The sequence below is a fragment of the Halomicrobium sp. HArcel3 genome, from assembly GCF_058933135.1.
Genome location: NZ_JBZYDN010000001.1, coordinates 661,198 through 684,968 on the forward strand (window position 1 = coordinate 661,198; position 23,771 = coordinate 684,968).

Here is a 23,771-nt window from a genome sequence, read left to right on the forward strand (position 1 = left end):
GTTCGTCAGCCCGCCTTGGATGCGTTTTTGGTCGTCGGGCGAACACCGATTGATATGCAAGCAACGCGCCGCCGCGTGCTGGACGCCCTCGCCGACGGGCCCGTCACCGGCCCCGAACTGGCCGACTCGCTGGACGTCTCGCGGGCGGCGGTGTGGAAACACGTCGAGGCGCTCCGCGAGGCCGGATTCACGATAGTGAGCGACGACGCGGGCTACGTGCTCGACGGCGTCCCCGAGTTCGGCGCCGAGGCCGTGGAGTTCGGCCTGGACGGGCCGTTCGACGTCGAGTACCACGACAGCATCGACAGCACGAACCGGCGCGCTCGTGAACTGGCCCAGGACGGCGCCGGCGACGTGGTCGTCCTCGCCGACGAGCAGACCGGCGGGAAGGGCAGACTCGACCGGGCCTGGTCCTCGCCGAGCGGTGGAATCTGGCTCAGCCTGGTTCTCGAGCCCGAAGTCCCCGCCGCTCACGTGCCGGCGTTCACGCTCGCGACCGCCGTCGCGGTCACCCGCGCGGCCCGCGAGGCGGGCGTCGACGCACGGATCAAGTGGCCAAACGACGTCGTGGTCGGCGACGACGAGAACAAACTCGCGGGGATTCTCACCGAAACGCAGGGCGAGGCCGACCGGGTCTCGTGGGTCGTCGTCGGCGTCGGAATCAACGCCAACGTCGACGTGTCTGCACTCCCGGCGGAGCGGGGCGTGACGAGCATCAGAGAGCAGGTCGGCGACGTCGACCGGCGGGTGTTCACCCAGCGGGTGCTCGAAGCGCTCGACGAATTGCAGGGGGACCTTCCCGGCGCGGTGGAGGAGTGGACCGAGTACGCGTCGACGCTGGGCAAGCGAGTCCGCGTGGAGACGCCCGGTGGGACCGTCGAGGGCGAGGCCGTCGACGTCGAGTTCCCCGGTGCCCTGGTTATCGAGACGGGCGACGAACGAGTGAGCGTCACCGCCGGCGACTGCGAACACCTGCGTCCGGTCTAATCTCCCCCGACGCGACTAGTGCTCGACCTGCTGGAGCGGCGATTCTTCGCCGGACTCCGGGTCCACCTCTTCGCCGACGCGGACGGTGACGACGGGGACCGACGACCGACGGACAACGTGTTCGGCGACGCTACCCAGTAGCAGGCGGTTCAGGCCGCCGCGGCCGTGTGTTCCCATCACGACGACGTCACAGTCGGCCTCGTCGGCACAATCGATGATCTGCGTCGCGGGCGCGCCATCGGTGATCGTCCGGTCGACGTCGACGCCGTCGGGCATGCGACGCCGAGCTTCCGCCACGGCGCTCTCCCCTTCCTCTTGCATCAGTCCGTGCAGGCTGTCGAGCGACACGTCCATCGGCATCGTCGTCAGGCTCGCCGTGTCGACCACGTAGAGGGCGTGAACCGATGCGTCGTGGATGTGGGCGAGTTCACCCGCGTGGTCTATCACCCGCGTCATCCCCGCGGAGCCGTCCGTCGGGAGCAGTATGCGGTCGTACATCGTCCTATGCTAACAAGTTACGCGGGGGAGCGGTTAAGCGTTGCCGGGGGCGACGACGCGGTCCACGTCGGAGACACCGGCGCGACGGACGACCGCGCGGACGACCTCGCGCGCACCGGCGAGGTTGTGGGAGTCGCCGTCGAGTACGAGCAGGCGGGCGTCGCGGCCCTCCTCGACGAGACCACAGTTCAACCCCGCCATCTCGGCTCCGTTGACGGTGGCCATCCGCAGAACTTCGGCGGCCGACACGTCGGCGAGTTTCGCGGTGAACTCCATCTCGCGGAACATCGACGGGCTGTTCAGGAACACGTTGTCCGTCCCCAGCGCCACGGTCGTCCGTTCGGCGAGTTCGGCGATGGGCGGGACGCCGACGCCTGTGACGAGGTTCGAGCGCGGGCAGACCGCGACCGGAATCTCGCTGTCCGCGACGCGGTCGAGGTGGACGTCGTCGGCGTACACCATGTGGACCAGGAAGTCCGGGTCCAGGTCCAGCGCGGGGTTGATGTCCGACGGGTCGACCTCGCCGGCGTGGATGCCGAACAGTTTCCCCGCGTCAGCCGTCGCCTTGCGCTTTCGGCCGAACTCGGCGTCGTTCGCGCCGCTCGCGCCGAAGCCGTCGCTGGCGTCCATCGCCTCGACCGTCTCGCGTCCCAGGACGACCGATTCGAGTTCCGACCCGGCCAGCGAGTCCTCGATGGCCCGGACGCCCTCGACGCCGCCCTCGCGGAACTCGACGAACGAGCCCGTCCCGGACTGCTCCATGAACGCGAACGACCGCTCCATCGCCGCGACGAGTTCCTCGTGGCTCGCCTCCCGGAGCAGCCGGTGTTTGAGGCCGTCAGGCGGCGCGACGAGTTCTTCCAGCGAGAGGCCGCCCCCCGCCTCCTTGGCGATCGAGTCACCGACGTGCGTGTGCGCGTTGACGAACGCAGGCAGGATTATCCGGTCGCTATCGACGTCGGCGGCCTCGACAGCCGCTATCTCGCCGTCCTCGACGACGACGCGTCCCTCCATCGGTTCGAACGATCGCCCGCGTAGAATCGTCCCTTCGAGTTCCATAGTCGTGGTTCCCGTCACGGTCAGTTGAACTCGTCGAGTGTGGCGTGGATGCCCGGACGTACGTCGCGCACGCGAGCTCCCTCCAGTTCCAGCCCGAGTACACGGATGGCCGCGTCACCGACCCGGTCGGCGACGTCCGGTGGCGCGTACACCCCGAGGCGCCACTGGTCGTGTTGGGCGGCCCGGAGCGCGCTCACGAGCGTCGACTGTTCCGCGAGCGGGCGGACCTGCCCGTTGACGACGACGCGGCTCGTCGACTCCGTCATCGACGGTTCGTCCGGGACGTCGAGGACGACGTGTTCGGGGTCGACGTTGGCCGAGTCCGCCACCTCGCGCTCCAGCGACCGCACTCGTTCGTGGTCGCTTTCGAGCAGCGGGTCCGGGACGGCGTCCATCTCGGCCCAGACGGAGCGCTTGTAGAGGGTTCGCCGGCTCAATCGGCCGGCGAGGTCGGCCGTCGCTTCGCAGTTCCGGAGCGCGACGAGGAGGTCGCTGTCGTCCCAGCGGCGAAGTTCCGATGCGTCAGTCTGGGTCTCTGTGAGCAACCGTTCCGTCGCCCGTCGCAGCATCGATTTCGCGATGCGCGCGACGTGGTGCTGGTAGACGGTGGGGTTCATCAGCGCGCGTGCGAGCAGGAGCGACTCGGCCGTCTGGACGTTCCCCTCGTCGAGGACCAGGTCACCGTCGACGAAGCGGAGTTCACGCACCAGCCGTTCGTGATCGATGGTCCCGTAAGGAACGCCGGTGTGGTGGGCGTCCCGAACCAGGTAGTCCATCCGGTCGACGTCGAGTTCGCCGGAGACCAGCTGGCCGAGTTCGCCCTCTCCAGCGACCAGACCGGCGACGCTGTCGGGGTTGAGGCCGTGCTCGGAGAGGACGCGGGCGACGTCGCCCGTCCCGAGCAGTTCGTCGACGTCGTCGTGGTACAGCCCCGTCTCGCGGTAGACGAGTTCCTCGATGTTGTGGCTGTACGGCGAGTGGCCGACGTCGTGGAGGATGGCCGCCGCGCGGACGCGTTCGGCCTGCTGGCCTTCGATCCCCAGGTGGGTCAGTGCCTGGTCGGCGAGGTAGTACACCCCCAGCGAGTGCTCGAAGCGCGTGTGATTGGCCGACGGATAGACGAGTGTCACCGTCCCCAGTTGCTTGACGTGGCGCAACCGCTGGATGGGCGCGGTGTCGAGCAGCGCCTCGGCGACCCCATCGAGTTCGATGTGGTCGTGCACGCTGTCCTTTATGGTGGTCATGGCTGGTCGTTCGGGCCGTCTCGCTTTAAAATGCGTTCCTCGAACGGCCTGCGATTGCTCGCCCCCTGACTGGCCGGCCCCGTGACCGCCCGATCCCACCCGGATCAGGCGAAGTGTGCGAGCAGTTCGTACAGTTCACCGCGGCGCGCGTTGCCCTTCTCCTCGGCTTCCGCGGGCGAGCGCCCCATCTCCTCGACCGTCTCGATGGCGTCGACCGGGTCGTAATCCCGGCCGTGGACGAGCCACGCGGCGAGGACGTGGCCGGTGCGACCGATACCGGCGAGACAGTGGACCACCACCCGTTCGTCGTTCGCGACGGCGTCGTCGAGGAAGGGAAACAACTCCGTCTCCAGCGTCTTCGCATCGGCGAGGTGGTGGTCCGCTATCGGGACGTGTCGGACGTTCTCCGGATCGAACGCTCGCTCGTATCGCCCCTGGTCCGCGTCGGAGCTGTCGAGTTGATTGCCCGAGAGGAGATAGCACACCCGGTCGATGCCCCGTTCGAGCATGAAGTCGGCCCACTCGTCGACGGCGTGGTCGTGGTCCGCCGTCGAGTGCCAGCCGGGGCAGCAGGCGCCATAGACGTGTTCCTCTTCGGGCGCCGCCGGTGCGAACCGGTGGACGTCGGTGGGGGACCCGTTTCGTGCGTCGGGCATTAGGGCGAAAGTCTCCCTCGACTGACTTGAAGGTAACACCGCAGTTCTCAAGCCTGACAACTGGGGCTGGACGGTGGGGATAGCCGACCGATTGTGTAACGTTTTATCACGACGCTACCCCCTACGTCGCTCTATGGTGACGTTCCTCTCCGGTGGCACGGGGACCCCCAAGCTACTCGCCGGCGCCGCCCCGGTCTTCCCGCCCGCCGAGACGACGGTCGTCGGCAACACCGGTGACGACGTCGAACTCGCGGGCCACCTCGTCTGTCCGGACCTCGACACCGTCCTCTTTCTCGACGGTGAGGTCATCGACCGGAACCGCTGGTGGGGCATCGCGGACGACACGGCTGCCACGCACGACGAACTCCACCGGCTGGCCGAAACAGCCGGCCTCGACGCCGGACCGCGATACCTCCCGGAGGACGCCCAGACCGCCGGACGCCCTCTCTCGCGATGGCGCCGATTCTCCGGCGTGGCGGAGTTCATGCACATCGGCGACCGCGACCGTGCGGTCCACCTCACCCGGACCGGACTCGTCGACGAAGGCCACTCGCTCACCGAAGCGACGGGGTCGCTCGCCGACGCGTTCGGCCTCGAACGGACGCTCCTGCCGATGGCCGACGACGCCGTCGCGACTATCGTCCACACGCCAGACGGCCCTCAGCACTTCCAGGAGTGGTGGGTCGCCCGCGGCGGCGACCCCGCCGTCGAGCGCGTCGAGTTCCGCGGCGCCGACGAGGCCCGGCCGACCGACGCCGTGCTGACCGCACTCGACGATCCAGTCGTCGTCGGTCCGTCGAACCCCGTCACGAGCATCGGGCCGATGCTCGCGCTGCCGGGGTTCGAGGAGCGTCTTCAGCAAACGCCCGTCGTCGCCGTCTCCCCGTTCGTCGAGGACGAGGTGTTCTCCGGCCCGGCCGCGGACCTGATGGCCGCGACGGGACGCGAACCCAGCACGGCCGGCGTCGCGGAGGCGTACCCCTTTGCGGACGCGTTCGTCCTCGACGACGATGACGGGACTGACCTCGACCGGCCCGTCGTCAGGTCCGACACGACGATGGACGACGCTGCCGACGCCGAGCGCGTCGCGCGAGCGGCCGCCGACGCGCTGGAGGTGGCTTCGTGAACTCCCGGCCCCTGTTCGAGCCCCGCGTCGCCGCGGCCAGTCTCAGCGGGGCCTCCGACGCCGAATGGGCCGAGGCAGCCGCCGACTACGTCGGCTGTGCGTTCCTCGGTGGCGTCGCCCTCGACGAGCCGACTCGTCGGGCGGCCAGGCAGCTGGTCGACCGCGACCGCGAGGAGTTCCTCCCGGCCGACCCGCACCACTTCGTCAACTCACAGCTCCGGGCCCTCGACGACGTCCCGATCCGGCCGGCGGTGAACGTGCGCAGTTCGACGCTGGTTCCGCTGGAGGACGCGGCCGACCTCTGTCGCGACCACGATGCGATCCTTGAGATAAACGCCCACTGTCGCCAGGAGGAGATGTGCGACGCACGCGCGGGCGAAGCGTTGCTCCACCAGCCGGGTCGGCTGTGCAAGCAGGTCGAGGCCGCCACGGCGACCGGCGCCACGGTCGGCGTCAAGGTACGCGCCGAGGTCGACGGTGTCGATCTGCCGGCGCTGGCTGCGGACCTCGACGCGGTTGGCGCCGACCTGATTCACGTCGACGCGATGGACTCCGAGCCAGTCGTGGCCGACGTCGCCGATGCCGTGGACGCCTTCGTCGTCGCAAACAACGAGGTCCGGGACGAGGCGTCGGTGCGGGAGTACCTGGAATACGGTGCCGACGCCGTCAGCGTCGGCCGACCGAGCGACGATCCACGGGTTCTCCGGCGCGTCCGCGAGGCGACCGACGCGTGGTTCCGAGAGGAGGCACCGCCGTGAGGTCCCTCGCCCAGAACGCCGAACTGGCCCTCCTGCTGGAGGTGACGAGCACGCCGAAACCCGGTAACGTCGACCGTCGCCACGAGTACGACGACCTGCGATTCGAGCACTTCGTCGCCGGCGCGGTCGGCGCGCAGTCGGGATTTCGGCTCGCCGCCGACGGTGGCCCAGTTGGCGAGGCCTTCGAACGATCCGTCGAGGGAATGGCCGACCAGGAGGGCGGCAACACCCAGTTCGGAGCGCTGTTGCTGGTGACGCCGCTCGTCGCGACCGGGGCGTCCGGTGAACTAACTCCCGAGCGGGCCAGCGACGTCGTCTCGGGAACGACCGTCGAAGACGCGGCGAACTTCTACCGGGCGTTCGAACACGTCGACGTCGCGGTCGACGAACCGCCAGACGACCTCGACGGGCTGGACGTCCGTCGCGGAACCGACGCTATCCCGGAACTCGAAGCCCGACGCCTCACGCTCGAAGACGTGATGGAACTCAGTTCGGACGTCGACGGTGTGGCGGCCGAGTGGGTCGACGGATTCACCCGGAGTTTCGAGGCGGCCGCTGCTATCGAGCGACGCGACGGACCGGTCCCGGACCGCGCGGCACACGTCTTCCTCGAATTGCTCGCCGAGGAGGTCGACACGTTCGTCGTGACCCGGAACGACCGCGAGACGGCCGAGGAAGTGATGCGTCGGGCACGGGCGGTCCTCGACGGCGAGGAAGCTGCTGCCGACCTGGCCGACGAGTTCGTTGAACGCGACGTCAACCCGGGGACGACGGCCGACATAATCGCCGCAGCGTTGTTCATCGCGCTCGAACGGGGGCTCCAGGTGTGACGGAGCTCGATGGCGACGCGGACTGGCCGGTCGAACTGCGTGGCGTCACCGAGTCCGTCGTGACGACGCTCGGGCCGAACGAACGGTGGAACGTCGCCGCGCTGGGTCTCCACGCCCCCGACGGCGGCGCCGGGTCTGTGACGGCGCGGACGTGGGGACGAACGCGGACCTGGCGGAACTTCCGCGAACGTGGTGGGGGGTACGTCCAGTTCGTCGCCGACCCCGTCGACTTCGTCGAGGCAGCGATGACCGTTCGGGAAGAAGACGACCCAGTGCTCGCGAGCGCGGACGCCTGGGCTCGCGTCGCCGTGTCACGTCGGGACGAGGGGACCGACGGAGAGACACAGTGGGTCGAGTGGGAACTCCGACCGATCGAATCCGCCATCGAGCGCGAGACCGTCCCGACGATCAACCGGGGGTTCAACGCCGTAATCGAGGCGACTGTGGCGGCTTCACGGCTGGACGTCCCTACCTACGACACCGCGGCGTTGCTCGAACGACTCGCCCATCTGGAGTCGGTCGTCGAGACCTGCGGCGGCGAGCGTGAGGTGGCAGCGTTCGCGGTGCTCACCGACCACGTCGACGCCGAGTGGTGACGTCAGCGGTGTGACTGTGTATGGGTTTGGGGCGAACAGGCGACGATGTTCGGTACTCCGCAGTGGTGTGTCGCGCTATCGCTGGCCACTGCGGAGCGATTCTCAGCTCACGTCGCGTGCTGGCCCCGTCTTCCGTGATAAACGTCCGCACTCGGCCAGTCCGATTCGAATCCTTTTAGGGGCCAACGAGGAAACTCTCCCGCATGGCAATCAAACCGGCATACGTCAAGAAGACGGCCAAGATCCTGATGGAGCGATACCCCGACGCGTTCGGCGACGACTTCGAGCACAACAAGGACGTCGTCACCGAACTGACCAACATCGAGTCCAAGGGCGTTCGCAACCGCATCGCGGGCTACGTCACCAGCAAGCAGGGCGCGACGGTCGAAGCGTAAGTTCTGTCTTCTCGCAGTTCGCTCGTTCGTGAGAATCTCGGCGAGTGGCGGCTCTCTCGGTCGATCTGACCGCGACTACTGTTCGACTTTAGCGCGGTCGGAGTGTCGCTTGCGATGGACGATTCCCTGGTTGTTCGCCGTCCGGTAGACGAACTGGCGGAAGGCCTCCCCCGTCTCACTGTCCTCGTCGAGGACCATCGGTTTCCCGTCGTCGCCGCCCTCCCTGACCGACGGGTCGAGGGGAATCTCGCCGAGGAACGGCATCTCCGTCTCTTCGGCGAAGTCGTGGCCGCCGCCGCTGCCGAAGATGTCGTGGTCGGAGCCGCAGTCCGGGCAGTGGAAGGTGGACATGTTCTCGACGACGCCGAGGACCGGCGTGTCGTGGCGGCCGAACATCTGGAGCCCCTTCCGGGCGTCGTCGAGCGCGACGTCCTGGGGCGTCGTGACGATGACCGCGCCGGAGACCGGGACGCTCTGGAGGAGCGTGAGTTGCGTGTCGCCGGTGCCCGGTGGGAGGTCGACGATCATGTAGTCGAGGCTGCCCCAGAGGACGTCCTCCCAGAGCTGGGTGAGGACGCTGTGGACCATCGGGCCGCGCCAGATGACCGGGTCGTCCTCGCCGACGAGGAAATCCATGCTCATCAGCTTCATCCCGTACTTCTCGGGCGGGACGATCTCGTCTTCCTCGGTGGCCTTCGGGTGTTCGTCCGCGTCGACCATCCGGGGGACGTTCGGACCGTAGATGTCGCCGTCGAAGAGGCCGACACGGGCGCCCATCTTGGAGAGGCCCGCCGCGAGGTTCACGGCGAGGGTACTCTTGCCGACCCCGCCCTTGCCGGAGGCGACAGCGATGATGTTCTTGACGCCCGGAAGGACCTGGTCTTCGGGGTCGACGCCCCGGTCGACCGTGGCGGTGAGGTTGATCCGCTTGTTGGTGTCGTCGAGCGCCTGCCGCACGTCGGCGGCGATGGCGCTCTCGGTGGGGGAGTAGGGTGCGCCCAGCGCGAGGTCGATGTCGATGCTGTCGTCCCCCATTTCGACCTCGTTGACCAGACCGAGAGAGACGATGTCGTCCCCGAGGTCCGGGTCGTCGACCACGCGCAGGCGCTCGCGTACGTCCGCTTCGTTCATGGAGTAGGGTAGGTAGTCGGCCGGCGAAAAGGATTGTGACGTGCGTACGACGACGTCGGTGGGGCGATGGTGTCGACAGGCCGATGCCCCTCAGGGTCGACGGAAGGTGTAGACGACGGTCTGCGAGTCGGCGTCGAACTCGACGTCGACGGATCCGCCGTCGTGGTCGAAGGCGAGCCTGTCGGCGGGTCCGTCGAAGTCGTGCAGCGGCATTCCGGCGTCGACGCTGCCGTCCGGTTCCACGGCGAAGTGCGCGGTGGCACCGAACTCGGCGACGAGCGTCCCGTCGCCTCGTTCCGTGACGAGGTCGGCGAACTGTTCGAGTGCTTCGGCGAGTGCCGCTCTGTCTGTGGGGTCGACCACGGTGGGTGCCATACCGGAGCATAGTCCCGCCGCGTGCAAGTGGTTCACGCCCGATCCGGCGTTTCGTTGCGTTTAAATATGGGGGGCGTGGAGTCACTGATACAACTCGTGTAGGGGCGTCGGGTCCCGAGTCCGTACGAGCGGGCGCGAGTACAACCGACTGTGTGTCCGTTGGACGCACGCCGAAGTGTCGTGGTAGCCAAGCCTGGCCCAAGGCGCAGGGTTGCTAACTCTGTGGCGTACAGCCTCCGGGGTTCGAATCCCCGCCACGACGCTCACAACACAACAACACATGAGTGCAGAAGAACCCGAGAACACGGAAGAGGAAGCGGATGAGGAGGAGGACATCCGCTACTTCGTCCGTATCGGACAGACGGACCTCGACGGCACGAAGAGTGTCGAGCGAGCCCTCACTGATATGAACGGCATCGGGCGACGCGCCGCGCGGATCATCTCCGACAAGTCGGGGATCGACCGCCAGGCAACGCTCGGCCGGCTCGAGGACGACGAGATCGACACGATCGTCGACCTCGTGCAGGGCTACGCTGACGAGGTCCCGGAATGGCTCGCTAACCACCAGAACGACTTCTACACCGGTGAAACGACCCACGAAGTGGGTAACGACCTGCAGATGCAGCGTCGGCAGGACATCAACCGGATGCAGATGATCGACTCCTACAAGGGCGTTCGCCACCAGCGCGGCCAGAAGGTCCGCGGGCAGCGCACCAAGTCCACCGGTCGTACCGAAGGCACCATCGGCGTCAACGTCGAGGCCATCAAAGAGGACATGGCCGAGGACGAGGCCGCCGGCGAGGAGGGTGACGAATAATGGCGCTCGGTAGCAACACCAAGTTCTACGAGACGCCGAACCACCCCTACCAGGGCGAGCGCATCGCCGACGAGTCCAACCTCGTCGGGCGCTACGGCCTGAAGAACAAGGAAGAGCTCTGGCGCGCCCAGTCCGAGCTTCGTGGCTACCGCCGCGAGGCCCGGAAGCTTCTGGGTCGTGCCGAGGGTGAGGGCGCAGCGGACGAGGCCGCGGAGTTCCTGGCCCGTCTCCAGCGCTACGGCGTCCTCGACGAGCAGGACGCGCTCGACGACGTCCTGTCGCTCGACGTGACCGACGTCCTGGAGCGCCGTCTCCAGACCGTCGCCTACCGCAAGGGGCTGGGCAACACGCCCGACCAGGCGCGACAGTTCATCACGCACGGCCACATCACGGTCGGCGACGCCCGCGTCACGCGACCGGGCAAGACGGTCGAGGTCGACGAAGAAGGCGAACTCGGCTTCGACGAGAACAGCTCGCTCGCGGACGAACTGCACCCCGCGCGAGCGGAGGACCAAGAATGAGCGAATCTGAAGACGACAAGTGGGGCATCGCCCACGTGTACGCATCGTTCAACAACACCATCATCACCATCACGGACCAGACGGGCGCCGAGACGCTGGCCAAGTCCAGCGGCGGGACGGTCGTCAAGCAGAACCGTGACGAGGCATCGCCGTACGCGGCGATGCAGATGGCCGAGGTCGTGGCCGAGGAGGCCAAGGCCCAGAACGTCGAGGGCGTGCACGTTCGCGTGCGCGGACCTGGTGGGAACCAGCAGAAGTCCCCCGGCCCCGGTGCACAGGCGACGATCCGGGCGCTGGCACGTGCCGGCCTCGAGATCGGTCGCATCGAGGACGTGACCCCGATTCCCCACGACGGGACCCGCGGTCCCAAGAACGCAGGATTCTGACCTATGGCTGGAGAATACGAAGTCGAGTTCGTCGAACGCACCGACCGCGAGGCCCGGTTCCTCGTGCGCGGCATCACGCCCGCGTTCGCCAACGGCATCCGCCGGGCGATGGTCGCGGACGTGCCGACGTTCAGCGTCGACCAGGTCCGCGTCATCGAGAACTCGAGCGTCATGTTCGACGAACAGATCGGCCTTCGGCTGGGGCTCGTCCCGCTGACGACCGATCTCGGCGACTTCGAGGTCGGCGACGAGGTCACGCTGTCCATCGACGTCGAGGGGCCGGAGACGGCCTACTCGGGTGACCTGGTCACCAGCGACGACTACGTCCAGCCGGCCGACGAAAACGTCCCGATCATCGACCTGAAAGACGGCCAGCGCCTCGAAGTCGAGGCCGACGCCGTCCTCGACCGCGGCCGTGAACACGCCAAGCATCAGGGCGGCGTCGCGGTCGGCTACCGGCACCTCCAGCAGGTGGAGGTCGTCGGCGACACGGGCGAGTTCGAGGACGAGGAACCCCACATCCTGCGAGGCGTTATCGAGGACGACGGTGAGTTGATCCTCACCGACGAGTTCGGCAACGACCTCACGAACCGCTATCCCGGGAAGGAACTGGAAGTCACCGACGTCGAGAACGCGTTCGTGTTCCACGTCGAGACTGACGGATCCTTCACCGTGGACGAACTGACCCTCCGCGCCGTCGAGTCGATTCGCGACCGCGCGGACGAACTGCGCGAAGCAGTCCAACTGTAAGCGAGAATGACCCCTGCCCCCACCGCACCGATGACCGCGACGCCCCACGGCTCTAGCGTGAGGACCGAAAGCGGTTTTAGGGGGCATCCAGAACGAACTACTACGCGCAGGGATAGCCAAGTCTGGCCAACGGCGCAGCGTTCAGGGCGCTGTCCCGTAGGGGTCCGCAGGTTCAAATCCTGCTCCCTGCACTTTTCCACAGGAGGAACGTCATGAGCAAGACCAATCCGAGACTCAGTAGTCTCATCGCCGACCTGAAGTCGGCCGCCCGCAGTCAGGGCGGCGACGTCTGGGGCGACATCGCACAGCGGCTCGAAAAGCCGCGGCGAACCCACGCGGAAGTCAACCTGGGGCGCATCGAGCGCTACGCCCGGGAGGACGAGACCGTGGTCGTGCCGGGCAAGGTGCTCGGCTCCGGCGTCCTGCAGAAGGACGTCACCGTCGCAGCCGTCGACTTCTCCGGTACCGCCGAGCAGAAGATCGACCAGGTCGGAGATGCCGTATCACTCGAACAGGCAATCGAAAACAACCCCGAAGGCTCACAGGTACGGGTGATCCGATGAGCGTCGCCGAATTCGACGCCGACCTCGTCGTCGACGCCCGCGACTGCATCTTCGGTCGCGTCGCCTCGAACGTCGCCCAGCGCGCCCTCGACGGAGACCGCGTCGCCGTGGTCAACGCCGAGCGGTCCGTCATCACGGGCAACGAGGACGACGTCGTCGCGAAGTTCCAGAAGCGACGGGAAATCGGCTCCGACCGCGGACCGTACTACCCGAAGCGACCGGACGGCATCTTCAAGCGGTCCATCCGCGGCATGGTGCCACACAAGAAACCCCGCGGCCGCGAGGCCTTCGAGAACGTCCGCGTCTACGTCGGCAACCCCTACGAGGGCGACGACGACCACGAGGCGGAGGTCCTCGAAGACACCTCGCTCGACCGACTGTCGAACATCAAGTTCGTCTCGCTGGGAGACGTCAGCGAATCTATCGGAGCGAACGTAACATGGTAACGAACACCTCTGGCAAGAAGAAGACGGCCATCGCCCGCGCGACGATCAGCGACGGCGAGGGCCGCGTACGCGTCGACTCCCGGCCGGTCGAACTGGTCGAGCCGGAGCTGGCACAGCTCAAGATGCTGGAACCGTTCCGCATCGCGGACGACGAGCTCCGCGAGACGGTCGACGTCGACGTCGACGTCGAGGGCGGCGGCGTGATGGGGCAGGCCGACGCGGCCCGCACCGCCATCGCACGTGCGCTCGTCGACCACACGAACGACGCCGAACTCCGCGACGCGTTCATGGAGTTCGACCGTTCGCTGCTGGTCAACGACGTTCGCCAGTCCGAATCCAAGAAGTGGGGCGGCCCCGGCGCGCGGGCCCGCTACCAGAAATCCTACCGCTAAGGTGATATGATATGATGGTACCGGTCCGGTGTTTCACGTGCGGCAACGTCGTCGGCGAGCACTGGGAAGAATTCAAGGCACGGACGCGCGAGGCCGAGGATCCGGAGGACCCCGAGATGGTCCTCGACGAACTCGGCGTCGAACGACACTGCTGTCGCCGGATGCTCGTCTCGCACAAGGATCTGGTCGACATCGTGGCACCGTATCAATGATGGCGCAGGAAAATCGCTACGAGAAGGCGCGGATCATCGGGGCGCGAGCGCTGCAGGTCGCCTACGGTGCGCCCGTCCTCATCGACTCCGATCAGACCCAGCCGATCCTCATCGCGGCCGAGGAGTACGACGCTGGCGTCCTGCCCTTCACCGTCCGACGAGGCGAGAACCAATGACGCTGATTACCGACGTCCGGCTCCGTCGCGTCCTCGACTCACGCGGCAACGCGACCGTCGAGGCCGACGTGCTGACGGAATCGGGCGGCTTCGGACGCGGCAAGGCCCCGAGCGGCGCGAGTACCGGGGAGTACGAAGCCATCGAACTGCCGGCCAGCGAGGCCATCGCCAACGCTCGCGAGGACGCCATCCCGCGACTCGTCGGCGAGGTTCACGCCGGTAACCAGCGCGACGTCGACGCGGCGCTTCACGCCGCCGACGGCACGGACGACTTCTCCGGCATCGGCGCCAACAGCGCCGTCGCCATCTCGATGGCCGCTGCGAAGGCGGGTGCCGACGTACTCGGCGCGCCGCTGTTCCAGCACCTCGGCGGGACCTTCCGGGGCAACGAACTTCCGACCCCGCTAGGCAACGTCGTCGGCGGCGGCGAACACGCCGCGGACGCGACGCACATCCAGGAGTTCCTCTCGGCGCCCATCGGGGCACCGAGCGTCTCCGAGGCCATCTTCGCCAACGCCGCGGTCCACCAGGAAGTCCACGACGTCCTGAACGAGCGCGGCATCGCCGCCGGCAAGGGCGACGAGGGCGCCTGGGCGCCGTCCATCGACGACGCCGAGGCGTTCGAGATCGTCGACGAGGCCGTCGAGACCGTCGCGGACGACGTCGGCTTCGCCATCCAGTTCGGCCTGGACGTCGCCGGCGCCGAACTGTACGACGAGGACGAGGACGGCTACGTCTACGGCGACGAGGTCCGTTCCACCGAGGAGCAGATCGATTACATCGCCGATCTCGTCGAGGAGTACGACCTCGTCTACGTCGAGGACCCGCTCGACGAGAACGACTACGAGGCGTTCGCCGACCTCACGGAACGAGTCGGCGACCAGACGCTGGTCTGCGGGGACGACCTGTTCGTCACGAACGTCGAACGGCTCTCCCAGGGCATCCAGCAGGGTGCGGCCAACAGCATCCTCATCAAGCCCAACCAGATCGGCACGCTGACCGACACGGTCGACGCCATCGAACTCGCCGTGGAGAGCGGGTACGAGCCCGTCGTCTCCCATCGGTCTGGCGAGACGGAGGACACGACCATCGCACACCTCGCCACCGCGACCGCGGCCCCGTTCATCAAGACGGGCGCGGTCGGGGGCGAGCGCACCGCCAAGCTGAACGAACTGATCCGAATCGAGGACAACGCTGTATGAGCGGCAACGAAAACGAGGGTCTCGACGCGTCAGAACCCGACGACGAGGACGAGGTCGTCGAGGAGACGCCGGACGCCGAGGAGACCCCAGACACCGAGGAAACGCCCGCCGACGCCGACGCCGACGAGGCCGACGCCGAGGCCGAACAAGAGATCGAGGAGCCCGAGTCAGGCCCCAGCCTGGACGAGGACGTCATGCCCGACGAAGAGGCGGACCTCCTCATCCCCGTCGAGGAGTACCTCGGCGCCGGGGTCCACATCGGGACCCAGCAGAAGACCAAGGACATGGAGCGGTTCATCCACCGCGTCCGGACCGACGGTCTCTACGTGCTGGACGTCTCGATGACGGACCAGCGAATCCGCACCGCCGCGGACTTCCTGGCCAACTACCAGCCCGAACAGATCCTGGTCGCCTCCTCGCGCCAGTACGGCCGGTTCCCGGCCGAGAAGTTCGCCGAGTCCGTGGGTGCCCGCGCCCGCACCGGCCGCTTCATCCCGGGCACGCTGACCAACCCCGACTACGACGGCTACATCGAACCGGACGTCGTGGTCGTCACCGACCCCATCGGTGACTCCCAGGCCGTCAAGGAGGCCATCACGGTCGGCATCCCGGTCATCGCGATGTGCGACTCCAACAACACGACGTCGAACGTCGACCTCGTGGTCCCGACGAACAACAAGGGTCGAAAGGCCCTCTCCGTCGTCTACTGGTTGCTCGCCAACGAGACCCTCGACCGCCGCGGTTCCGACACCGTCTACGGCCTCGAGGACTTCGAGAGCGACCTCTAGTTCGCGCGCAACTTCGTCACTTTTCCCGGTACGCGTCCGCCGACCAGCCGGTACGTTCGTCCCGACGGTTCGATGAGTCGTCGCTCCACGACCACTTTTAGCCCCGCCGCTCGCCGACGAGCGCCTGGTACGTCCCTCCCGAACGACTCGCCGGTGCATCGAACGCGAGTGAGGAGCCGCTGGTGAGGGAGGAACGCATTTCTGCCTGCCACGGCAACAGTACGCCATGGAAGAAGGCGCGACGCTCGTCAACGCCGTCGTCGGTGCCGTCGTCTCCGTAGTGGGCAGCACGGTGGTCCCGGTCGCGCCGTTCCTCGGCGGCGCCGTCGCGGGCTACCTCCAGGGCGGGACGCGCTCGGACGGGCTCCGAGTCGGACTCATCTCTGGCCTCATCGCCGTCGTTCCCGGGGCGCTCCTGGGCATGCTCGTCTTCGGAATCTTCGGATCGCTTCTGCTCGGGATGGGTCCCGGAATGGACGGTATCGGCCTGGGACTGTTCAGTTTCACCTTCGTCGCCGTCTTCGTACTCGCCGTCACCGTCGTCATGGTGGGTCTCAGCACGCTCGGCGGCTGGGTCGGTAACTACATCAAGTACGACACGGACGTCGACCTGTGAATGAACCGCGATAGCGCGCTCGTTGCCGTCGGCGTCGGCGCGGCGATCACCGTCGCATTCTCGTTCGTCCCGTTCTCGTCGGTGCTCGGCGGCATCGCGGCCGCTTCGCGTCGCAATGACGGCTATCTGTGGGGACTCGGGATCGGGACCGCCGCCGGCGTCGCCGCGGCGCTTCCGCTGGGGATTCTCTTCGCGGCCGCGTTCGCAGTCGTGGCGTTTCTGGGCTTCGGCGTCCCGCCGTCCTCGCCGGCGTACGACCTCTATCTGGCCATCGTCGCGGTACTGTTCCTCCTGTACACGGTCGGTCTGAGCGCGCTCGGCGGCGTCGTCGGCGTCTGGATACGCGCGAACACGACGTGGGACCTCGACCCGCTCGAACGGATCTGAGAACCGGATCAGTCCGGCCTGCCGTTCATACCTGTACAGCACGAAGGACGTCCGATGCGTCACACTCCGCCGGGACCGAACGGCGAACCGCTCTTCGGGAGCAGCCGGACCTACTCCCGCGATCCGTTTCGCTTCGTGGAGGCAGTGGAGTCGGCCTACGGCGACGTCGCGAGGTTCGACATGGGCCCCCTCGACACGTACATGCTCGCCGATCCAGTCGCCATCGAGCAGGTCCTCGTCTCCGAGGCCGACCGGTTCCGGAAGCCGGACTTCCAGAACGACGCGCTCGGCGACCTGCTCGGCTCTGGCCTGTTGCTCAGCGAGGGTGAGACGTGGGAACGCCAGCGAACGCTGGCGAATCCCGCGTTCAGCATGTCCAGATTGGCGGGCGTGGGCGACCGTATCACCGATCACGCCGAGGATCTCGTCGCGCACTGGGTGCCCGGCGACGAGATGGACGTCGAGCGAGCCATGACCACGGTCACGCTCGACGTCATCCTCGACCTCATGCTGGGGGTCGAACTCCCCGAGGAGCGTGTTCGAACCATCCAGGACCAGCTCGTCCCGCTGGGTCGGCGCTTCGAACCGAATCCGTTCCGCTTCGCGGCCCCGTCGTGGATGCCGCTACCCGGCGACGGTGAGTTTTCCACGGCGATAGCGAACCTCGAGGACGTGCTCGACGATATCATTGCACAGCGCGAGAGGGAGACGGGGACGGAGGACGACGGCCCGATGGACTTCCTGTCGGTCCTGCTCCGGGCTCGCGACCGGGGCGAGCAGTCCCCGGAGCAACTGCGCGACGAACTGATGACGATGCTGCTCGCCGGCCACGACACGACGGCGCTGACCCTGACGTACACGTGGTTCCTCCTCTCCGAGCACCCGGACGTCGAGCGGCGAGTCCACGAGGAAGTCGACGACGTCCTCGCAGGTGAGCGGCCGGCGATGGCGCACGTACGCGAGTTCGAGTACGTGGAGCGGGTGATCAACGAGGCGATGCGGCTCTACCCGCCGGTGTACACGCTCTTCCGGACGCCGACGGAGCCGGTGGAGCTGTCGGGCTATCAGATCCCGGAGGGGGCGTCGATCATGCTACCCCAGTGGGCCGTCCACCGTTCGGACCGCTTCTGGGACGATCCGGAGACGTTCGACCCCGACCGCTGGCGGCCGGAGCGGCAGGCGGATCGACACCGCTTCACCTACTTCCCGTTCGGCGGCGGCCCGCGCCACTGTATCGGGAAACACCTCGCGATGCTCGAAGCGCAACTCATTCTCGCGACCATCGCGAGCGACTACTCCCTGAAGTTTCTCGGGGAGACACCGCTGGAGCTCCAGCCGTCCCTGACTATCCATCCCCGGCAGACGATGCGGATGCGGGTCGAAGAACGCTACTCGTAGGGGTAGTTCGACGTGTTGCCGTTCAATCAAACGTCGCCCCCTCGCTGCGCTCGGCGCCGACCTGCTCGCGTGTCGCTCCCTTCGGTCGCTCTCACGGGTCGTTCCTCCCCGTTCGAGCAACGCGGACGCTTCGCGCACGCTCGGCTCCCGCTCGCACATTTGTCGGCCTCTCACTTCGTTCGCGCCGACCTGCTCACGGCTCTCTGCGTTCGCCGTTCGCTCAAACGTCGGGCCGCTCGCTTCGCTCGCGCCCCGACCTGCACCCGAAAACGCCTAACCCCCTCGCAACACAGCACCGCCCATGGTAACAGCGAGCGCTCCCGCCAAAGTGTATCTGTTCGGGGAGCACGCGGTCGTCTACGGGGAACCGGCGGTGCCCTGCGCGATCGAGCGTCGGGCGCAGGTGACCGTCGAGGAACGCGACGAAGGGGTCCGCGTCAACCTGCAGGACCTCACCATCGACGGCTTCACGGTCGAGTACGACAGTTCGGACGACGACAGACCGGACGTCGACGTCTCGGACTCGCTCGTGGACGCGGGCATGGGGTACGTCAACGAGGCCATCGAACAGGCCCGGGAAGCCGCGGGCGCGCCGGACGCGGGCTTCGACATCACCGTCGAGGGCGACATTCCGCTCGGGGCGGGGCTGGGCTCGTCCGCGGCCGTCGCCGTGGCCGCCATCAGGGCCGCGACGGCTGAACTCGGCATCGAACTGGATGGCCGGGAGGTCGCTGCACGGGCGTATCAGGTCGAACACGCCGTCCAGCAGGGCGAGGCCTCGCGAGCGGACACGTTCTGCTCGGCGATGGGTGGCGCCGTCCGCGTCGAGGGGGACGATTGCCGGACCATCGACGGCGTGGACAACCTCCCGCTCGTCGTGGGATACGACGGCGGTGCCGGCGACACGGGAGCGCTCGTGGCCGGGGTTCGAGACGTCAAAGACCGCTACGACTTCGCGGCGGACACCGTCACCGCCATCGGCGACCTCGTCCGGCAGGGCGAACGCGCACTCGTCGAAGGAGACGTCGAAGAAGTCGGCCGGTTGATGAACTTCAATCACGGGTTGCTCTCCGCGCTGGGGGTCTCCTCGCGCTCGCTCGACAGCATGGTCTGGGCTGCTCGCGACGCCGACGCGCTCGGGGCGAAACTGACGGGCGCGGGCGGCGGTGGCTGCATCGTCGCCCTCGACGAGAGCGAGGACGCCCTGACCGCGCTGAGCTACACGCCGGGCTGCGAGGACGCGTTCAGAGCCGAACTCGATACGGAAGGGGTCCGGATCGAATGACTGGGCCGAACGCCGGCCGGTCCACCGAGAACGAGACGCTCGTCGTCAAACTCGGCGGGAGCGTCGTCACGGAGAAGACGGAACGGGAGACCGTCGACGACGACGCGCTCGCGGACGCGGCGCGGGCGCTCGCCGCCTTCGACGGATCGCTGGTCGTCGTCCACGGCGGTGGGAGCTTCGGGCACCACCACGCGGCGGAACACGGAGTGAGTACGGACGAGGGAACCCGAGACGCGAGCAGTGCACTGGCTATCCACGGCGCGATGGTCGAACTGAACCGCGTCGTCGTGGACGCGCTCCAGGACGAAGGCGTTCCGGCGTTGCCCGTCCACCCGCTCTCGGCCGCGTCCAGGGACAACGACGGCCAACTCTCACTCCCGACGGCGCAGATCACGGGCATGCTCGACGAGGAGTTCGTCCCGGTCCTCCACGGCGACGGCGTCGTCCACGCCGGCGAGGGCGTCACCGTCCTGTCGGGGGACGAACTCGTCGTCGAACTCGCGCCTGCAGTGGGAGCGACCCGCGTCGGCGTCTGTTCGACCGTACCCGGCGTGCTGGACGGTGACGACGCCGTCGTCGACCGGATCGGGGCCTTCGACGAGGTGGCCGATCTCCTCGGTGCGAGTGAGGCGACGGACGTCACCGGCGGGATGGCGGGCAAGGTCCGCGCCCTACTCGACCTGGGGGTCCCGGCCCAGATTTTCGCTCCCGACGCCCTGGACGCCTTCGTCGCGGGCGAGTCGCCGGGAACGACCATCGAGACGCGGTAAGTCGGTCGAGCGGGCGTAACATATTTGACCGACGTTGATGATTGTCACAGACATGGTAGCTGTAGGGCTCCCCGGCGTGTTCAAGTACGGGGCCAAATTTCTGGGATATCTCGTCGCCGTCGTCGTGGTGGCCGGCGTTTTCGTCGTCGCCGGCGTCGCGGTCGCGGCGACCGGCGGCCTGAATCTGGCGGCTCCGTCACTCGCGTCTCTCGCGACGGGAAGCGCCATCGCGGGTGCGCTACTCGCATTGCTCGGTGTCGTCGTCGGCCTGTCGGGGCTGTTCGGCCTCGTGCACAAACTGCTCGCGGACGCGGCGGCCGTCGCCGTCGCGTCGACGACTGGAACGACGGTGACTGACACCTCGATCGAGGGCGAGGACGACGTCGACGCGGACGAAGCGGCGGCGGACGACGAGTCTCCCGACGCCGACCAGCCCGCGGCGGCCCCCGAGGCGGACGAAACGCCGCTCGACGGCGAAGACACCACGGGGACCGTAACCGGGGAACCGGCAACGGATCGCCCGGTAGACGACGCGGCCCACCGGGACCCACCGGAACCACCGACGAGCGAGCCGGCGCCGTCTGCCGGACAGCCCGACGGGGGACCGCCGTCCGGTGCCGAGGGACCGGACCAACAGGCGATGGACGGTGCCGGCCCGTCGCCGTCCCGGACTGACGTCGAGAGCCATCCCTACGCCGACGACTTCGTGGACGAATCCTCGGCCGACGACGACTGGACGGACTCGAAGTACGCCACCGGCACCCAGACCGGAGACGTCGAGGAACCGGCGGCGTCCACTGACTCTGGGAGCCCCGGCGACGATACCGGCGACGCCGTGTCGGAGACGGTGGATCAGGACCGCGCCGAGTGGACGCCGCCGGACCCGGCCGAGTTCGAACAGTCGTCCGAGCCGGCGGAGGACCCGGCTCCCGACAGGAGGGCCGAGACTGCTACGGACGAGCCAGTCGGTGCGGCGGACGCCGACTCTAGCTCCGACGACGCCGTCAGGACGTGGGACGACGTCCAGAGCGCCTCCGACGGAAACGGCATCGAGACGGAACGCGAGACGACGGACGTCGGCCAGACCGAACCCGCCGCCAGCGAGCCGACGGACGCTGTCGACCTGCCTGACGACGACGGCTCGGACGATCTGTTCGCGCAGGACGAACCGAACTTTACCGACCCGGAGCCGGACGAAACGGGCGACGACGACGGCGCCACTCCCGAAGACGACGAAGACGACGAAGACGACGACCTGACCCTCGCCGACGAAGGCGTGTCGTCGTTCGAAGTCGATGGCGACGACGACCCGCTCGGTGACCGCCTCTCATAGTGGTGGTTGTAACTTTTTACCGACGTTCGCCGGCACCGGCCACGTCGAACGCCGATAGACTCACTCCGTTCGTCTATCGAGCCCACGCTCACTCCGTTCCCGTGGACGCCGGGAGACTCGCTGCACTCGTCTCCCGGGCCCCGACTCGCCATGCTCGTCGGGACGCCATCGGATTCGCGCTGCTCATCCGATGAGCCCTGTCTCGCTACGCTCGACAGGACGCCCATAGACTCACTCCGTTCGTCTATCGAGCCCGGCCTCACGCAGTTCGGCTGGACGCCGTTGGACTCGTTCCTCTCGTCCAACGAGCCCACGCTCACTTCGTTCGCGTGGACGCCGGTACGGGCTTACAACCACCACGATCAGGCGGCGACTGAACCCCACGACGGTTCGCTGTTTTCCGAATCTGTCCCGTCGAATACGGCGGCTACTGGCCGGTGGAACTCCCCGTCGCCGGAACCACCAGCGTTTTTATCACCCGGCCACGTAGCCCCTCGTAACCGAGCGCACGGCCGTCCGTGGATGCGGGAGACGGCCGGCGGACGACGGACGCTTCCGTCACGGGGATCACCGGATCCCCGGCCCAAGCGAACGACTCGGGGGCTACGGGTCGACCCGGACGGCCTCCGAGTTCGGTGGACGCGTCGCGTGCAACGCGCACCGACCTGTCCACTGTCGTAGCGTCGGACTCCCCCGCAGGCGGACGGCTTCCCTCGGACCTACAACCATGGAAGTCGAAATCGCAACAATCGGCGGGTACGAAGAGGTCGGCCGACAGATGACGGCAGTCCGTGCCGGAGACGACGTGGTCGTCTTCGACATGGGCCTGAACCTCTCGAAGGTACTGATTCACGACAACGTCGAGACCGAGCGAATGCACTCGCTCGACCTCATCGACATGGGCGCCATCCCGGACGACCGCGTCATGTCCGAACTGGAGGGCGACGTCAAGGCCATCGTGCCGACCCACGGTCACCTGGACCACATCGGCGCCATCTCCAAGCTGGCACACCGCTACGACGCGCCCATCGTCGCGACGCCGTTCACCATCGAACTCGTCAAACAGCAGATCAAGGGCGAGGAGAAGTTCGGCGTCCAGAACGACCTCCAGAAGATGTCCGCCGGCGAGACGATGCAGATCGGCGAGCGGACCGAACTGGAGTTCGTCAACGTCACGCACTCGATCATCGACGCGATCAACCCGGTCCTCCACACGCCCGAAGGCGCCGTCGTCTACGGGCTGGACAAGCGCATGGACCACACGCCGGTCATCGGCGACCCCATCGACATGAAACGCTTCCGCGAGATCGGTCGCGAGGGCGAGGGCGTCCTCTGTTACATCGAGGACTGTACCAACGCCGGCCGGAAGGGCCGCACGCCCTCCGAGTCCGTCGCGCGTCGCCACCTCAAGGACGTCATGACGAGCGTCGAGGACTACGACGGCGGCATCGTCGCCACCACGTTCTCCTCCCACATCGCTCGTGTGAAGTCGCTCGTCGAGTTCGCCGACGACATCGGCCGCCAGCCCGTGCTCCTCGGTCGGTCGATGGAGAAGTACTCCGGTACCGCGGAGCGCCTCGACTTCGTCGACTTCCCGGAGGACCTGGGAATGTACGGTCACCGGAAGTCCGTCGACCGGACGTTCAAGCGGATCATGAACGACGGCAAGGAGAACTTCCTGCCCATCGTCACCGGCCACCAGGGGGAACCGCGCGCCATGCTCACCCGGATGGGACGGGGCGAGACGCCGTACGAACTCGAGAACGGTGACAAGGTCATCTTCTCCGCCCGGGTCATCCCGGAGCCGACGAACGAGGGCCAGCGCTACCAGTCCGAGAAACTGCTGGGCATGCAGGGCGCCCGCATCTACGACGACATCCACGTCTCGGGCCACCTCCGCGAGGAGGGTCACTACGAGATGATCGACGCGCTCCAGCCCCAGAACATCATCCCGGCCCACCAGGACATGAAAGGGTTCGCGCCCTACGTGGACCTCTGTTCCAGTCAGGGCTACGAACTCGGCCGGGACCTCCACGTGACCCAGAACGGGAACATGATCAAGCTCACCGAGTAG

At 67.4% G+C, this 23,771-nt stretch carries 30 protein-coding genes and 2 tRNA genes; 26 read left to right on the forward strand and 6 right to left on the reverse strand.

The features are described 5' to 3' along the window. Positions 1-54 precede the first annotated feature (54 nt). Complete coding sequence (locus AC5FRV_RS03335; RefSeq protein WP_493559694.1) at positions 55-987, forward strand: biotin--[acetyl-CoA-carboxylase] ligase; 933 nt, start codon at positions 55-57, stop codon at positions 985-987. A gap of 15 nt (positions 988-1,002) precedes the next feature. Here the strand turns inward: AC5FRV_RS03335 and AC5FRV_RS03340 are convergent, their stop codons facing one another. The 4 genes from AC5FRV_RS03340 to AC5FRV_RS03355 all read right to left on the reverse strand — a co-directional run bounded on the left by AC5FRV_RS03340 (position 1,003) and on the right by AC5FRV_RS03355 (position 4,444). Next, on the reverse strand, positions 1,003-1,485 hold the full coding sequence (locus tag AC5FRV_RS03340; protein WP_493559695.1) for a universal stress protein: 483 nt from the start codon (positions 1,483-1,485) through the stop codon (positions 1,003-1,005). 33 nt (positions 1,486-1,518) lie between these two features. Further along, positions 1,519-2,544, reverse strand: coding sequence for an amidohydrolase family protein (locus AC5FRV_RS03345; RefSeq protein ID WP_493559696.1), 1,026 nt, complete (start codon positions 2,542-2,544; stop codon positions 1,519-1,521). Between the two features lie 20 nt (positions 2,545-2,564). Next, a complete protein-coding gene (locus AC5FRV_RS03350; protein ID WP_493559697.1) occupies positions 2,565-3,788 on the reverse strand; it encodes an HD domain-containing protein in 1,224 nt (407 codons plus the stop codon). Positions 3,789-3,892: 104 nt separating this feature from the next. Continuing rightward, the gene (locus AC5FRV_RS03355; protein WP_493559698.1) at positions 3,893-4,444 is read right to left on the reverse strand and encodes a protein-tyrosine phosphatase family protein; all 552 of its coding nucleotides are present in this window, start codon (positions 4,442-4,444) and stop codon (positions 3,893-3,895) included. A 133-nt stretch (positions 4,445-4,577) separates the two neighbouring features. Between AC5FRV_RS03355 and cofD the strand changes: the two genes are divergently transcribed. The 5 genes from cofD to AC5FRV_RS03380 all read left to right on the forward strand — a co-directional run bounded on the left by cofD (position 4,578) and on the right by AC5FRV_RS03380 (position 8,149). Then, complete coding sequence (cofD, locus tag AC5FRV_RS03360) at positions 4,578-5,570, forward strand: 2-phospho-L-lactate transferase (protein WP_493559699.1); 993 nt, start codon at positions 4,578-4,580, stop codon at positions 5,568-5,570. An 11-nt stretch (positions 5,571-5,581) separates the two neighbouring features. Continuing rightward, on the forward strand, positions 5,582-6,328 hold the full coding sequence (locus AC5FRV_RS03365) for a tRNA-dihydrouridine synthase (protein ID WP_493560148.1): 747 nt from the start codon (positions 5,582-5,584) through the stop codon (positions 6,326-6,328). Then, positions 6,325-7,158, forward strand: a complete 834-nt coding sequence (locus AC5FRV_RS03370) for a triphosphoribosyl-dephospho-CoA synthase (protein WP_493559700.1) — start codon at positions 6,325-6,327, stop codon at positions 7,156-7,158. Before AC5FRV_RS03365 ends, AC5FRV_RS03370 begins: the two co-directional genes overlap by 4 nt. Next, positions 7,155-7,754, forward strand: a complete 600-nt coding sequence (locus tag AC5FRV_RS03375) for a DUF447 domain-containing protein (RefSeq protein ID WP_493559701.1) — start codon at positions 7,155-7,157, stop codon at positions 7,752-7,754. The genes AC5FRV_RS03370 and AC5FRV_RS03375 overlap by 4 nt, the downstream gene beginning before the upstream one ends. Positions 7,755-7,957: 203 nt before the next feature. Continuing rightward, positions 7,958-8,149, forward strand: a complete 192-nt coding sequence (locus AC5FRV_RS03380; RefSeq protein WP_089817251.1) for a 30S ribosomal protein S17e — start codon at positions 7,958-7,960, stop codon at positions 8,147-8,149. Between the two features lie 75 nt (positions 8,150-8,224). Here the strand turns inward: AC5FRV_RS03380 and AC5FRV_RS03385 are convergent, their stop codons facing one another. Together AC5FRV_RS03385 and AC5FRV_RS03390 are read right to left on the reverse strand one after the other, a co-directional pair. Beyond that, a complete protein-coding gene (locus tag AC5FRV_RS03385) occupies positions 8,225-9,280 on the reverse strand; it encodes an Mrp/NBP35 family ATP-binding protein (protein WP_493559702.1) in 1,056 nt (351 codons plus the stop codon). 90 nt (positions 9,281-9,370) lie between these two features. After that, entirely contained in the window at positions 9,371-9,655 is a 285-nt protein-coding gene (locus tag AC5FRV_RS03390; RefSeq protein WP_493559703.1) for a hypothetical protein, read from the reverse strand. 177 nt (positions 9,656-9,832) lie between these two features. Here AC5FRV_RS03390 and AC5FRV_RS03395 point away from each other — a divergent pair. The 20 genes from AC5FRV_RS03395 (at position 9,833) to AC5FRV_RS03490 (ending at position 23,771) form a co-directional block, all read left to right on the forward strand. Further along, a tRNA-Ser gene (locus tag AC5FRV_RS03395) sits at positions 9,833-9,917 on the forward strand. A gap of 18 nt (positions 9,918-9,935) precedes the next feature. Continuing rightward, a complete protein-coding gene (locus tag AC5FRV_RS03400) occupies positions 9,936-10,472 on the forward strand; it encodes a 30S ribosomal protein S13 (RefSeq protein WP_493559704.1) in 537 nt (178 codons plus the stop codon). Continuing rightward, entirely contained in the window at positions 10,472-10,993 is a 522-nt protein-coding gene (locus AC5FRV_RS03405; protein ID WP_493559705.1) for a 30S ribosomal protein S4, read from the forward strand. The genes AC5FRV_RS03400 and AC5FRV_RS03405 overlap by 1 nt, the downstream gene beginning before the upstream one ends. Beyond that, a complete protein-coding gene (locus AC5FRV_RS03410; protein WP_493559706.1) occupies positions 10,990-11,379 on the forward strand; it encodes a 30S ribosomal protein S11 in 390 nt (129 codons plus the stop codon). The genes AC5FRV_RS03405 and AC5FRV_RS03410 overlap by 4 nt, the downstream gene beginning before the upstream one ends. Before the next feature lie 3 nt (positions 11,380-11,382). Next, positions 11,383-12,129 (forward strand): DNA-directed RNA polymerase subunit D, encoded by a 747-nt coding sequence (locus AC5FRV_RS03415; protein ID WP_493559707.1) that lies wholly within the window; start codon positions 11,383-11,385, stop codon positions 12,127-12,129. Between the two features lie 106 nt (positions 12,130-12,235). Next, a tRNA-Leu gene (locus AC5FRV_RS03420) sits at positions 12,236-12,320 on the forward strand. A 21-nt stretch (positions 12,321-12,341) separates the two neighbouring features. Continuing rightward, on the forward strand, positions 12,342-12,692 hold the full coding sequence (locus AC5FRV_RS03425) for a 50S ribosomal protein L18e (protein ID WP_089817258.1): 351 nt from the start codon (positions 12,342-12,344) through the stop codon (positions 12,690-12,692). Next, the gene (locus AC5FRV_RS03430) at positions 12,689-13,138 is read left to right on the forward strand and encodes a 50S ribosomal protein L13 (protein ID WP_493559708.1); all 450 of its coding nucleotides are present in this window, start codon (positions 12,689-12,691) and stop codon (positions 13,136-13,138) included. Before AC5FRV_RS03425 ends, AC5FRV_RS03430 begins: the two co-directional genes overlap by 4 nt. After that, positions 13,132-13,530, forward strand: a complete 399-nt coding sequence (locus AC5FRV_RS03435) for a 30S ribosomal protein S9 (RefSeq protein ID WP_089817260.1) — start codon at positions 13,132-13,134, stop codon at positions 13,528-13,530. Before AC5FRV_RS03430 ends, AC5FRV_RS03435 begins: the two co-directional genes overlap by 7 nt. An 11-nt stretch (positions 13,531-13,541) precedes the next feature. After that, entirely contained in the window at positions 13,542-13,742 is a 201-nt protein-coding gene (locus AC5FRV_RS03440) for a DNA-directed RNA polymerase subunit N (RefSeq protein WP_089817261.1), read from the forward strand. Beyond that, complete coding sequence (locus AC5FRV_RS03445) at positions 13,739-13,918, forward strand: DNA-directed RNA polymerase subunit K (protein ID WP_089817262.1); 180 nt, start codon at positions 13,739-13,741, stop codon at positions 13,916-13,918. Before AC5FRV_RS03440 ends, AC5FRV_RS03445 begins: the two co-directional genes overlap by 4 nt. Further along, positions 13,915-15,120 (forward strand): phosphopyruvate hydratase, encoded by a 1,206-nt coding sequence (gene eno, locus AC5FRV_RS03450; protein WP_493559709.1) that lies wholly within the window; start codon positions 13,915-13,917, stop codon positions 15,118-15,120. The genes AC5FRV_RS03445 and eno overlap by 4 nt, the downstream gene beginning before the upstream one ends. After that, positions 15,117-15,908, forward strand: coding sequence for a 30S ribosomal protein S2 (rpsB, locus tag AC5FRV_RS03455; protein ID WP_493559710.1), 792 nt, complete (start codon positions 15,117-15,119; stop codon positions 15,906-15,908). The genes eno and rpsB overlap by 4 nt, the downstream gene beginning before the upstream one ends. A gap of 226 nt (positions 15,909-16,134) precedes the next feature. Beyond that, on the forward strand, positions 16,135-16,524 hold the full coding sequence (locus AC5FRV_RS03460) for a DUF5518 domain-containing protein (RefSeq protein WP_493559711.1): 390 nt from the start codon (positions 16,135-16,137) through the stop codon (positions 16,522-16,524). After that, positions 16,525-16,911 (forward strand): DUF5518 domain-containing protein, encoded by a 387-nt coding sequence (locus AC5FRV_RS03465; RefSeq protein WP_493559712.1) that lies wholly within the window; start codon positions 16,525-16,527, stop codon positions 16,909-16,911. A gap of 54 nt (positions 16,912-16,965) precedes the next feature. Beyond that, positions 16,966-18,309: a cytochrome P450 gene (locus AC5FRV_RS03470; RefSeq protein ID WP_493559713.1), complete on the forward strand. Its 1,344-nt coding sequence runs from the start codon at positions 16,966-16,968 to the stop codon at positions 18,307-18,309. Between the two features lie 301 nt (positions 18,310-18,610). Further along, complete coding sequence (gene mvk / locus AC5FRV_RS03475; protein ID WP_493559714.1) at positions 18,611-19,594, forward strand: mevalonate kinase; 984 nt, start codon at positions 18,611-18,613, stop codon at positions 19,592-19,594. Next, positions 19,591-20,364 (forward strand): isopentenyl phosphate kinase, encoded by a 774-nt coding sequence (locus AC5FRV_RS03480; RefSeq protein ID WP_493559715.1) that lies wholly within the window; start codon positions 19,591-19,593, stop codon positions 20,362-20,364. Before mvk ends, AC5FRV_RS03480 begins: the two co-directional genes overlap by 4 nt. Positions 20,365-20,416: 52 nt before the next feature. Continuing rightward, positions 20,417-21,697 (forward strand): hypothetical protein, encoded by a 1,281-nt coding sequence (locus AC5FRV_RS03485; protein ID WP_493559716.1) that lies wholly within the window; start codon positions 20,417-20,419, stop codon positions 21,695-21,697. A gap of 727 nt (positions 21,698-22,424) precedes the next feature. Further along, entirely contained in the window at positions 22,425-23,771 is a 1,347-nt protein-coding gene (locus AC5FRV_RS03490; RefSeq protein WP_493559717.1) for an RNase J family beta-CASP ribonuclease, read from the forward strand.